At 53.8% G+C, this 12497-nt stretch carries 11 protein-coding genes; 5 read left to right on the top strand and 6 right to left on the bottom strand.

Annotation, left to right across the window (positions count from 1 at the left end; translation table 11 throughout):
* Positions 1-151: 151 nt before the first annotated feature.
* Positions 152-1702 (bottom strand): peptide MFS transporter, encoded by a 1551-nt coding sequence (locus ABLV17_RS15815; protein ID WP_015369856.1) that lies wholly within the window; start codon positions 1700-1702, stop codon positions 152-154.
* Between the two features lie 548 nt (positions 1703-2250).
* On the opposite strand from ABLV17_RS15815, the gene speFL reads away from it, so the two are divergent.
* The 3 genes from speFL (at position 2251) to potE (ending at position 6130) form a co-directional block, all read left to right on the top strand.
* A complete protein-coding gene (speFL, locus tag ABLV17_RS15810; RefSeq protein ID WP_006819052.1) occupies positions 2251-2355 on the top strand; it encodes a leader peptide SpeFL in 105 nt (34 codons plus the stop codon).
* Between the two features lie 263 nt (positions 2356-2618).
* Positions 2619-4817: an ornithine decarboxylase SpeF gene (speF, locus tag ABLV17_RS15805; protein ID WP_087859725.1), complete on the top strand. Its 2199-nt coding sequence runs from the start codon at positions 2619-2621 to the stop codon at positions 4815-4817.
* Positions 4814-6130, top strand: a complete 1317-nt coding sequence (potE, locus tag ABLV17_RS15800) for a putrescine-ornithine antiporter (RefSeq protein ID WP_015369854.1) — start codon at positions 4814-4816, stop codon at positions 6128-6130. The genes speF and potE overlap by 4 nt, the downstream gene beginning before the upstream one ends.
* Before the next feature lie 48 nt (positions 6131-6178).
* Here the strand turns inward: potE and rcnR are convergent, their stop codons facing one another.
* Entirely contained in the window at positions 6179-6451 is a 273-nt protein-coding gene (gene rcnR, locus ABLV17_RS15795; protein ID WP_015369853.1) for a Ni(II)/Co(II)-binding transcriptional repressor RcnR, read from the bottom strand.
* Positions 6452-6569: 118 nt separating this feature from the next.
* Between rcnR and ABLV17_RS15790 the strand changes: the two genes are divergently transcribed.
* Together ABLV17_RS15790 and ABLV17_RS15785 are read left to right on the top strand one after the other, a co-directional pair.
* The gene (locus ABLV17_RS15790; protein ID WP_271032154.1) at positions 6570-7676 is read left to right on the top strand and encodes a nickel/cobalt efflux protein RcnA; all 1107 of its coding nucleotides are present in this window, start codon (positions 6570-6572) and stop codon (positions 7674-7676) included.
* 116 nt (positions 7677-7792) lie between these two features.
* Entirely contained in the window at positions 7793-8449 is a 657-nt protein-coding gene (locus tag ABLV17_RS15785) for an epoxyqueuosine reductase QueH (RefSeq protein WP_271032153.1), read from the top strand.
* A 70-nt stretch (positions 8450-8519) separates the two neighbouring features.
* Here the strand turns inward: ABLV17_RS15785 and ABLV17_RS15780 are convergent, their stop codons facing one another.
* The 4 genes from ABLV17_RS15780 to ABLV17_RS15765 all read right to left on the bottom strand — a co-directional run bounded on the left by ABLV17_RS15780 (position 8520) and on the right by ABLV17_RS15765 (position 12429).
* Positions 8520-8945, bottom strand: coding sequence for a hypothetical protein (locus ABLV17_RS15780; RefSeq protein WP_271032152.1), 426 nt, complete (start codon positions 8943-8945; stop codon positions 8520-8522).
* Positions 8923-9312 carry a polymorphic toxin type 44 domain-containing protein gene (locus ABLV17_RS15775; RefSeq protein WP_072047968.1) on the bottom strand — a complete coding sequence of 130 codons (390 nt, stop codon included), beginning with the start codon at positions 9310-9312 and terminating at the stop codon, positions 8923-8925. The genes ABLV17_RS15780 and ABLV17_RS15775 overlap by 23 nt, the downstream gene beginning before the upstream one ends.
* 467 nt (positions 9313-9779) lie before the next feature.
* On the bottom strand, positions 9780-11045 hold the full coding sequence (locus ABLV17_RS15770) for a histidine phosphatase family protein (protein WP_308957836.1): 1266 nt from the start codon (positions 11043-11045) through the stop codon (positions 9780-9782).
* Positions 11046-11070: 25 nt separating this feature from the next.
* Positions 11071-12429, bottom strand: coding sequence for an MFS transporter (locus ABLV17_RS15765; RefSeq protein WP_015703372.1), 1359 nt, complete (start codon positions 12427-12429; stop codon positions 11071-11073).
* Positions 12430-12497 lie beyond the last annotated feature (68 nt).

Below are 12497 nucleotides of genomic sequence, written 5' to 3'. Positions count from 1 at the left end.
GTTGCGCAGAACCGTAGCCCTGCTAAGCGCAGCGCGAGCAGGGAAATCCCCGGATGGCGGCTTACGCCTTATCCGGGCTACCGTTTCCATACTCTGCTTACTATAAAAAAGCCGGCGCTCAGCGCCGGCTTTTCATTGACCGCTTGCGCAATCAGGCATTGGTCGCCGGTTTTTGCTCGACGGATTTGCTGTTCTCCAGCATACGGCGCACCGGCACAATTAGCACGCACAACACCGCGGCGCAGATCAGCAGCGCCGTCGAGCAGCGGGCGAACAGATCCGGCAGCATATCCAGCTGGTCGGCCTTCACGTGGCCGCCAATCAGCCCCGCCGCCAGGTTACCCAGCGCGCTGGCGCAGAACCACAGCCCCATCATCTGGCCGCGCATTCTTTCCGGCGCCAGCAGGGTCATAGTTGCCAGGCCTATCGGGCTCAGACACAGTTCGCCCAGCGTCAGCATCAGAATACTGCCCACCAGCCACAGCGGCGATACGCCGGCGCCGCCGTTGCTCAGCACGTTCTGCGCCGCCAGCATCATCAGGCCGAAGCCCGCCGCCGCGCACAGAATCCCGATAACAAACTTGGTAATGCTGCTCGGGCGCACGTTTTTGCGCGCCATTGCCGGCCATGCCCAGCTAAATACCGGCGCCAGCAGGATGATAAACAGGGCGTTAATCGACTGGAACCATACCGCCGGGATTTCGAAATCGCCGATCATGCGGTTAGTGTAGTCGTTAGCAAACAGGTTAAACGAAGTCGGTTTCTGCTCGAAGGCTGACCAGAAGAAGGCGGCGGAAACCAGCAGAATAAAGCAGACCAGCAGACGCGCGCGCTCTTTACGGTTAAGCCCCGCAAAAACAAACAGGTAGATGAAATAGAGCACCACCGACGCGGCAATCACGTACACCAGCATGCTGGCGACCGCCACCGGGTTAATGACAATCACCCCTTGAGCAATCAGCGTAATCACCACCGCCACGCCGACCGCCAGCGCCAGCAGCCAGGCGCCAACGCCGTTTTTCTTCGCGACGGGACTATTCCAGGTGGAGTCGAGACCCACTTCGCTGTCGTAGCGTTTCATCGCCGGGACCGCGAAAAGGCGGAAAATCACCAGCGCCACCAGCATCCCGATACCGCCGATGCCGAAGCCCCAGTGCCAGCCGTGGGATTTAATCAGCCAGCCGGAAATCAGCGGCGCGATAAACGACCCCATGTTGATACCCATATAGAACAGCGAGAAACCGCCATCGCGACGGCTATCGCCTTTCTTATACAGCGTACCGACCATCACCGAGATGCAAGTTTTAAACAGGCCGGAACCGAGCACGATAAACATCAGCCCGATAAAGAACAGGTTGTTGCCCATAAACGCTGACAGCGCAATCGACAGATGGCCCAGCGCGATCAGAATCGAGCCGTACCACACCGCTTTCTGCTGGCCAAGCCAGTTGTCCGCCAACCAGCCGCCCGGCAGCGCCGCCAGGTACATGGCGCCCGCGAAGATGCCGACGATGGCCGACGCGTTCTCACGGGCTAAGCCCATACCGCCGTCATAGACGGTGGCCGCCATGAACAGGATTAATAACGGGCGAATGCCATAAAACGAGAATCGCTCCCACATTTCGGTGAAGAACAGCGATCCCAGAGGGTAAGGGTGACCAAAGAAGGTCCGGCTTTCATTTTTGTTAACAGAGGAATGCATAACTTCTCCCAATAAGGCGATCTTAGCGCTTTGTCATGCCGAAAAGCGTATTGACCATTTTTTCTACCTGCCTATCATTCACACAGGCGTTAATTTTATTTAACCATTTGATAACCAGACGGTGGTTTTGTCTAGCCCCTGAGCGATATCTTTTAGATGAAAACTCGACCAAGCTCTCTTTTCCCAGATTTTATGTTGGCAATAAAGGGATAATGATTGACAGCGTTCTTTCGTACTACAGGAACCTCTTAATCCTTAATAAACATAATGTTAAGAGGGTAGAAGTCAGAAAGCCCCGAGTATACGACATATTTCCGTCATATGGCTGAAATAACGCAATGATTAACCGGCCATTATTCATTTTAACTATATTGCAACACAATATATTTACATATAAACAACAAACCAGTGAATAATGTTGGATAAGATCAAAATACCAGCTATTGATATCATAATGAGAGGCTATTAGTGATCGGCGTCACAGATTAAGTCTAAGCCGGATATAGAATATGCCATACCTTCAGTCAATCATTTGAAAGGTGTATATCATGGAAAACAATAACAGGATGATGCCACACATAAGGCGGACAACGCATATTATGATGTTTGCTCACCGTAACAGCTTCGATTTTCATTTCTTTAATGCCCGGTAGTCTTCCGACTACGGGCGCTTCAGCATACAGGTCTTCCTGCATCTTTTGTTGTTAATACAGGCATTCGCCTGTAGCTAACCGCGCTCGCCCTAATAAATCCTGCTATTTACCAGCCACCGGACTGGTAGGGTTTATTGCATCTCAAAAGGTACTCTACTGATATTTATTATATCAGCGGCAGACTATTACCTTTTGTCCGGCGTAATCAATTTCTCATTCGAGAAATTGAGGGCCTGCTATTATCTGAAAATAAAGAGATAACAATGACTGATTTAAAAATTGCCGTTAGCCGTACATGTCCAAACTGTTTTTCTACCCAGCGTAATATTGTCAATACTAGCGAAACCAACTTTATTGATGTGGCCGCGGTAGTATTAACCCTGGAAGATATCGAATGCGGTAAACTCGATGAGTTAAAGGCTACCGGCTATAACATCCCGGTATTTATCGCTATTAATAAAGAAGAAGTTGTCCCGGCCGAGTATATGGCTTCGGTGCAGGGGGTATTTGAACACGACGAAACCCGTAACGACTTCTACGGCCGCCAGTTAGAAGCCGCTGCGCATAAATATGAAACCGAACTGCGTCCGCCGTTCTTTAGCGCGCTGGTCGATTACGTTAAACAGGGCAACAGCGCCTTTGACTGCCCGGGGCATCAGGGGGGTGAATTCTTCCGCCGTCATCCGGCCGGTAATCAGTTCGTCGAGTATTTCGGCGAGACGCTGTTCCGCTCCGACCTGTGCAACGCCGACGTCGCCATGGGTGACCTGCTGATCCACGAAGGGGCGCCATGCATTGCCCAACAGCATGCGGCAAAAGTCTTTAACGCCGATAAAACCTACTTCGTGCTCAACGGCACCTCCTCTTCTAACAAAGTGGTGCTCAACGCGCTGCTGACCCCGGGCGACCTGGTACTGTTCGATCGCAACAACCATAAATCCAATCACCATGGCGCGCTGCTGCAAGCCGGGGCGACACCGGTCTATCTGGAAACCGCGCGTAACCCGTACGGTTTTATCGGCGGTATCGACGCCCACTGCTTCGAGGAGCGCTACCTGCGCGAGCTGGTCGGTGAAGTGGCGCCGAATCGGAAACAGGATGCCCGCCCGTTCCGCCTGGCGGTGATCCAGTTAGGTACCTACGACGGCACCATTTATAACGCTCGTCAGGTGGTCGATAAAATTGGTCATCTGTGCGATTACATCCTGTTTGACTCCGCGTGGGTCGGCTATGAACAGTTCATTCCGATGATGGCTGATTGTTCGCCGCTGTTGCTGGAGCTGAACGAAAACGATCCGGGCATTCTGGTAACCCAGTCGGTGCACAAACAGCAGGCCGGTTTCTCCCAAACCTCGCAAATCCACAAAAAAGACAGCCATATCAAAGGCCAGCAGCGTTACGTTCCGCATAAGCGTCTGAATAACGCCTTTATGATGCACGCCTCCACCAGCCCGTTCTATCCGCTGTTTGCCGCGCTGGATATCAACGCCAAAATGCATGAAGGCGAGAGCGGCCGCAACATGTGGATGGACTGCGTCATGAACGGCATCAAGGCGCGTAAGCTGATCCTTGAAAGCTGTAAGCACATCCGTCCATTTGTGCCAAAAATGGTCGATGGTAAACCGTGGCAGTCATATGAAACCGCGCAAATCGCCGTTGACCTGCGCTTCTTCGAGTTTGGCCCAGGCGAACGCTGGCACGCCTTTGACGGTTATGCCGAGCATCAGTACTTTGTCGATCCATGCAAACTCCTGCTGACCACGCCGGGTATCAATACCGCCAGCGGCGAATATGACTCCTTCGGCGTACCGGCCACCATTCTCGCCAACTTCCTGCGTGAAAACGGCGTGGTACCGGAAAAATGCGACCTTAACTCCATTCTGTTCCTGCTGACCCCAGCGGAAGATATGGCCAAACTGCAGCAGCTGGTCGCCCTGCTGGCGCGCTTCGATAAACTGCTCGACGCCGATGCGCCGCTGCAGGAAGTTCTGCCGTCTATCTACAGCCAGCACAAAGAACGTTATGCCGGATATACCCTGCGCCAGCTGTGTCAGGAAATGCATGACCTGTACGCCCGTCACAACGTCAAGCAGCTGCAAAAAGAGATGTTCCGTAAAGATCACTTCCCACGGGTGGTGATGAACCCGCAAGAGGCTAACTACGCCTATCTGCGCGGCCAGGTCGATTTGGTGCCGTTGCCGCAAGCCGAAGGCCGCGTGGCCGCTGAAGGCGCCCTGCCTTACCCGCCGGGAGTGCTGTGCGTAGTCCCGGGCGAAGTCTGGGGCGGCGCAGTGCTGCAGTACTTCACCGCACTGGAAGAAGGGATCAACCTGCTGCCGGGCTTCGCGCCGGAACTGCAGGGGGTTTATATCCAGGAGCACGATGGCCGTAAACAGGTCTGGTGCTATGTCATCGCGGAAAGCGAGAAACAAAGCGCGCTGTTGAAAGGGGAAACTGTATGAGCAAATCCAGTAACAAGATGGGAGTGGTACAGCTCACCATCTTAACCATGGTCAACATGATGGGCTCCGGCATCATCATGCTGCCCACCAAGCTGGCGGAGGTGGGGACTATCTCCATTATCTCCTGGCTGGTGACGGCGGTAGGATCGATGGCGCTGGCGTGGGCCTTCGCCAAATGCGGGATGTTTAGCCGTAAATCAGGCGGGATGGGCGGTTACGCCGAGTACGCGTTCGGCAAGTCTGGCAACTTTATGGCCAACTATACCTACGGCGTCTCGCTGCTGATCGCCAACGTCGCCATCGCTATCTCCGCGGTGGGTTATGGCACCGAGCTGTTCGGCGCCACCCTGTCGCCGGTGCAGATTGGCCTGGCGACTATCGGGGTGCTGTGGATCTGTACCGTAGCCAACTTCGGCGGCGCGCGCATTACCGGCCAGATCAGTAGCATCACCGTATGGGGGGTGATCATTCCGGTTGTCGGCCTGTGCGTTATCGGCTGGTTCTGGTTTAGCCCGACGATGTACGTCGAGTCCTGGAACCCGCACCACGTGCCGTTCTTCGGCGCCGTAGGTTCGTCTATCGCCATGACGCTATGGGCCTTCCTCGGTCTGGAATCCGCTTGCGCCAACACCGATGTGGTCGAAAACCCGGAACGTAATGTGCCGATCGCCGTACTCGGCGGTACCCTCGGCGCGGCGGTTATCTATATCGTTTCGACCAACGTCATCGCCGGGATCGTGCCAAACATGGATCTGGCTAACTCCACGGCGCCGTTTGGCCTGGCGTTTGCCCAGATGTTCACGCCTGGCGTAGGTAAAGTGATTATGGGGCTGATGGTGATGTCCTGCTGCGGTTCGCTGCTCGGCTGGCAGTTCACCATCGCGCAGGTCTTTAAATCATCGTCTGACGAAGGTTACTTCCCGAAAATCTTCTCCCGCGTCTCGGCTTCCGGCGCGCCGATTCAGGGGATGCTGACCATCGTTATCCTGCAAACCGGCTTGTCGCTGATGACCATTAGCCCGTCGTTGAGCAACCAGTTCAACGTGCTGGTTAACCTGGCGGTGGTGACTAACATCATCCCGTACATTCTGTCGATGGCCGCGCTGGCGATTATCCAGAAAATGGCCAATGTGGAACCGGGCAAAGCGCGATCCACCAACGTGATTGCCTTTATCGGTGCGGTATACAGCTTCTATGCGCTGTACTCCTCCGGCGAAGAGGCGATGCTCTACGGCGCGATTGTGACCTTTATGGGCTGGACGCTGTACGGCCTGGTATCACCGCGTTTTGAGATGAAAAACAAACACAGCTAATGCTGAAGCCGGCGGCGCGTCTGTCGCCGCCGGCGCTATCCGTGGACACTATTTGATATAGGAATCCAGCACCTTCAGCACCACGTCCAAATCCTCTTCACGTTTCACTTCATCGCCTTCATGAACGATATGTTCCGTCAGATGGCCCTTGATCACTTCACGCATTAGTCCGTTTACCGCTCCGCGAATAGCGGCAATTTGCTGCAGCACGGCGGCGCATTCGTGCGGCTCATCCAGCATCTTTTTCAGCGCGCTCACCTGCCCTTCAATCTTGCTGGCTCTGGCCTGCAGCTTCTTTTTATCCCGAATCGTATGCGACACGTTAACCTCACTGGCGAACTCAATGCCTCAATTATAGGTTTGTAATCTACTGGGGGGTAGTATCTTATACTGGGGGGGAGTAGAATCCCGTTCACCAACGACAACCTACTCTCTTCTTATGAACGAATTCTTACCTTTACTTCAGCAGGGCAATGCCTGGTTTTTCATTCCCAGCGCCATTCTGTTAGGCGCGCTACATGGCCTGGAACCGGGCCATTCAAAGACCATGATGGCGGCGTTCATCATCGCCATTAAAGGCACGGTACGTCAGGCGGTGATGCTGGGCCTCGCCGCGACCCTTTCGCATACCGCCATCGTCTGGCTGATCGCCTTTGGCGGCATGTATTTTAGCCAGAAATTTACCGCCGAAGCGGCTGAACCCTGGCTGCAGCTGCTTTCCGCGTTCATCATTCTCGGTACCGCAATATGGATGTTCTGGCGCACCTGGCGCGGTGAACGTAACTGGCTGCAGGCCATGCAGGATCGGGATGAGCATCATCATGATGATGAAACCCAGATCGTCGACACCGGCCACGGTAAAATCGCCCTTTCTATCTTCGAAGAAGGAGAACCGCCGCGCTGGCGCATACGCACGCTAAGTGGTAACCGATGGGCCGCTGGCGATGTCTCACTGGCGACACGGCGCAGCGGGAGCAGCTTCGCGCAGATGTTCTCTTTTGTTGATAGAGGCGATTATTTAGAATCCGCGCAGACCATCCCGGAACCGCATGACTTTAACGTACGCCTGACGCTCGGCCACCAGCGCCATACCCACGATTATGATCTGGCGTTTCATGAACATCATCATCATGAACTGGACGGCCTTGAGGAAGGAAGTCAGGCCTATCAGGACGCCCACGAGCGGGCCCATGCGAACGATATTCAACGTCGCTTTGACGGCCGGGAGGTCACCAACTGGCAGATCTTACTGTTCGGCCTGACCGGCGGATTGATTCCCTGCCCGGCGGCGATCACCGTACTGCTTATCTGCATCCAGCTCAAAGCCCTGACTTTAGGTGCGACGCTGGTCCTCTCTTTCAGCATCGGCCTGGCGCTGACGCTGGTCACCGTCGGCGTTGGCGCGGCGGTAAGCGTTCGCCAGGTGGCCAAACGCTGGAGTGGTTTTAACACGCTCGCCCGCCGGGCCCCCTACTTTTCCAGCGTGCTAATCGGCGCGGTGGGGATCTATATGGCGATCCACGGCTATCTCGGCGTGAGAGGTTAATTTGAGATGAATTCAGCGCCGCGTGAGGTTGCGCGGCCTGACATTTCTGGGGAAGGATAGCAGCCCTTCAACATGCTACAGTTGGCGCTGGATGTATTTACTTCAGGAATGACTTGATGTCCGAGTTCCAGCGCCCACAGCTGACGTTGCCCAACGGAGCCGATAAACTGCTGCTCCACTCCTGCTGCGCTCCCTGCTCCGGGGAAGTGATGGAGGCGATTCAGGCCTCCGGTATCGACTACACCATCTTCTTCTATAACCCCAACATTCATCCGCAGAAAGAGTATGAAATCCGCAAGGAAGAGAATATTCGTTTTGCGCACAAACACGGTGTGCCGTTTATCGATGCCGATTATGACACCGATAACTGGTTCGCGCGGGCCATGGGGATGGAATGGGAACCCGAGCGCGGTGTGCGCTGCACGATGTGCTTTGATATGCGCTTCGAACGCACGGCGCTTTATGCCTACGAGCACGGCTTTAGCGTTATCAGCAGTTCGCTGGGAATTTCACGCTGGAAGAACATGCAGCAAATCAACGACTGCGGCGAGCGCGCTGCCGGGCATTATCCAGGCATGGTCTACTGGGATTATAACTGGCGTAAACAGGGCGGATCCTCGCGGATGATCGATATCAGCAAGCGCGAGCGCTTTTACCAGCAGGAGTACTGCGGCTGCGTCTATTCGCTGCGCGATAGCAATCTGCACCGAAAATCCCAGGGCCGACCGCTAATTAAGATCGGCAAGCTCTATTATGGCGATGAAGGTGAATAGCTGAAGAAAAGGGAATGATGTGGAGAAATAACGGGCCAGGAGGGCTCTTTTTAATGAGAGCGTTGCCTCCCTAATTTCGGGCCTGAAAACTCACCTGCGGCCTGAATGTTTCTCCCTTATATTCATAAACAATCGAATTACTGAATGAAAAAACGCGTCCGCTATAGCTGATATTTATTACCTCTCCCTCTACGCTGACGTTTGCGCCACTACCAGCAGCAATAAGGAACGGAACCCGTTTCGCCAGCTCGGTCGCAGCATTACCTTCAATCTTACCGGTAAGGTAGTAACGATAAGAATCTGCTACTGTTGCCCCACCACCGCTAAAACCGGTGACATAAAGCCAAGTATGGCTATCCAATTGTTGTGATGTAATAACTTTATCCTCAGAACGCTGTTCGCTTCCGGGAGTTGATGTCATGAAACCGATAACCATCATCAGGAGTATGGTCGTGAGCAGACCATGTAACCATTTAATAGCCGTTCTCAATCGCATATTTAATGCCCTCTCTTATCCAGTATTGATCAGTAGGATCATCACCATAAGGTGCATCTTTATACCATATTCCCCATTCAGGTCTGGAAGTTCCTGCGCGCTTTTGTGCCCATCCTGCACCAACCAAGAGGATCCCGGAAAGGATACCAGCTGCATACCCTGCTGCACCAAAGTTAAAATTGCCAAATTCTGCCCAATATGGGTCAAACTGTTTATAATCCCAAGGCCCTTTATTTCTAACTTTTTGATAGAACCAGTAATAAGTTTTAGGAAGTGCCATTCCTCTTGACTGCCCATAATTCCGTGCATCCTTCATATTATTTCTCACCACTCCAATTCCTGGCCCAGCCACAGGTATTGATGCCATGTAGGGGGTTCCTTATTTCAATTTGCTAAAGAGATATGCACTTCATTTTCTCAATGAAGAAGATATCAAGCGCAGCCGTTATAAATTAATGATATGATTTAATAGATACTGTAACAAAGAATAAATAAAACCCTCAGCATCAATGCTTGTATGAATAATATAAATTAAACCACTACACTGTTCACTTACTGAATCAACTAACATCTGTGCTGCGAGTGTTTATAGTAGTGTTATTTTCTCCTTATCACCAAAGGATTGATTTTAAAAATGGTAACCAACACGTAGGTGATGAACAATCCCTGCCCTCTAAATATTTTCCTAAAAAATCCAAAAACAACTTAATAAACACGTTACATAAAGACTTAAAATATCATTCGAGTTTATTGTAATTACTCGAATCACTAACGCTTTTAAGCAATACGCCATATTCCTTCTATTTCTGCTAAGGATTATGGCGTTTGCGCTGATTAAAGAACCATATTCACCGGCGGTACCGCGCTTTTATCGATCTGTTTACCTAAGGCCTCCAGCGCGGACTGATACGGGCATAACGTGCCCACGCTGGTCTGCTGGCAATCAGGCTGACGCCACTCCTGTTGCAGCATCGGGTGCTGACGATCCGGCATCTGCAGGCGTCGCAGGTCGTCCAGGCTTTGCGCCTGGAAATAGACGCGCAGATAACGTTCGCCGCTTTTGCTGTTGCGCCAGCGCTCTATAACCAGACTGCTGCCCGGCGGAATATTGCCCCGGCTGTAGCCCGGCAGCTGCCAGCTAAAATTCATCAGCGTGCGCACCATCGCGATATTGGTGTCATGAGCCACCAGCAGCAGCCAGCGTACGTTCGGCGTGGCGTCCGCTTTCACTCCGTCCAGCATCGCGTTGAGCAGCACCGAGCCGCGCTTTTGCGCGGCGTACAGCACGTCATTACTGAGATCGTAGTTTTCCGTTAACAGCGGCAGAATAGCTGTGATCTGGCTGGCGCGGGTAATCTTCCCCCACGCCAACTGGCTTAAGGGCAGGTTTTCACTCCAGCCCAGACGCAGCGTTTCAACCATATTGGCCATCACGCTCAGCCCGCTAATGGTAGTTTTACCGCTTTGGTTTTGCTCCACCTGCCAGGGCTTATCAAAAATGGGGCACGGTTTATCCTGTTGGCAAACCGCGGCTTTTAATAACTGGATCGTCGGCGCCAGCGCCTGCCGACGCTTAGCCAGATCGCCGGCTTTCGCCTTCACTTCCGCCAGCTGGCGGACGGGATCGGTTTGCGTCGCGCTAAACTTGTCGCTCTGGAACAGCGGATCGGCATCGCCGCTGACATAATGAATCGCCACGCCGCAGCCGGGAAATGCTCCATCCACCAGCGCCTGAGCAGTTGCCCGGGTACGCTGTAGCGGGCTGGCGCGAACATAAATATCCTCCGCGCTGGGACACTGCCCCTGCAGCAGGCCAAGCTGGCGATAATGCTGCCCTTCCGCGCGCCCTTTATTGGCGACCGCCGCATAGCCATGTCCGGTCAGCTCCCCATCGTGGGTAGTCCATTCGGTCCATGGACGCTGGGTCGCTGCTTCAATAGCTTCACGATTGCCGGGCGTTGGCGGACGAATGCCGTGGCGGCTTAACTCCACCACTTTTTCCAGTTGCCAGTTCGCCGCGACGGCGGATTGCATCGCCAGCAGCGGCAGCGCACAGGCGATAAACAGGCGTAAAAGGCCCTGATGTCTTGCAGGCATCATAAAATCTTCCTTATCGATTAATCAGTTATGAGGAGAATGAAGTCTGCCGTTCGACGGCATGGCGTCGGGCGACGATGGCGGCGGTGGTAAAACAGAGTAACGCGGAACCCAATCCGGTGCCTATCCAGAACAACGCCAGCGTGCTGAAATCATAAAGCGTTTTCCCGTTTTCGAGGATCGCGGTTTTATCGATAATGATCCCGGTCAGAAATTCGCCCAACCCCGCCCCGGCATAGCTGGCAATACCAATGGTTCCCAGCGCTGCCCCCGCCGCTTTGCGTGAAGAGATATCGACGGCGATCAACCCTCCGAGGAAACAGGTTAACGCGCCGATGGTCGCGCCGAAGACGATCATCGCCAGAATGTCGGTGTAGTAATTATGCGGCGACCAGAGCATTAAGGCGAAACCCGCGGTGTTCAGCAGGCTGATAAACCCGGCCATGACGCTGCGATTGCGCGGGAAAAAGCGGTCAGAGAGCATGCCGGCGATGATCGTCCCGGCGATACCAGCGATCGCGTTAACGCCGATGATGCCTGAAGCCTCAAGGGTGGAATAGGCTTTATCCTGCTCCAGAAAGAAGATCCCCCACGAGTTCACCGCATAACGGTCGATATACATAAATGCCGATGCCAGCGCCAGCGTCCACAGCGCCGGGTTACGCAATGCCAGCAGTTGGTTTTTAAACACCGATCCCCGCGCTTCAGTCTCTTCCTGCGGTTCATCACGAATCACGTTAATGGAGGGAAAGCCGCTGCTCTGTGGCGAATCGCGCATAAACAGCAGCAACAGCACCACGCCAGCGGCGCCGAGCGCAGCCGTGGAGAGGTAACCCATTTGCCAGCCAAAACCCGCGATCACCGCGGCGATCACCATGTAGGTCATGGCCTCGCCGATGTTATGCGCCGTCGACCAGATGGCGTAAAACGTTCCCCGCTCTTTAAAGCCGTACCAGCGCGCCAGCGAAACCGCACAAGGACCGACGCCCATCGACTGCGCCCAACCGTTGATCCCCCAAAAGATAGCCAGCAGCATGGCATTGGTGGTCATGCCCATCAGCAGGTTCATCCCGGCGCTGAGCAATAGCCCAAGGCTCATGTAGCGCACTACGTTGGCATGATCGGCGATAAAACCGTTAACCAGTTTGCCGATGGCGTAGCTAAAGAATAACGTCGAGCCAATCATCCCCAATTCCGTTGGGGTAATGCCTAATTCCACCAGCGCGCTTTTCGCCACGGTGAACGATAAGCGGCAGACGTAGAACGTCACGTAGGCCAGGGTCATAGCAATAAACGTTTGCCAACGTACCCGGCGAAAACGTTTTTCATCAAACGCGGCGCCCGCTTGCGGCGGCGACGCCCGGAAAAAATGAATAATTCCAGACATAATAGTTTCTCCGACGGTCGGAGGCTTGACTGATTGATGTGCTTCGTCCGTGAGGGTCGTTATCGTTA

It is taken from the genome of Klebsiella sp. CN_Kp091 (assembly GCF_040065095.1).
GTDB classification, from domain to species: domain Bacteria; phylum Pseudomonadota; class Gammaproteobacteria; order Enterobacterales; family Enterobacteriaceae; genus Klebsiella; species Klebsiella aerogenes.
The sequence above is the reverse complement of the archived record's forward strand: the minus strand, read 5'-3'. Positions and strand labels throughout refer to the sequence as shown.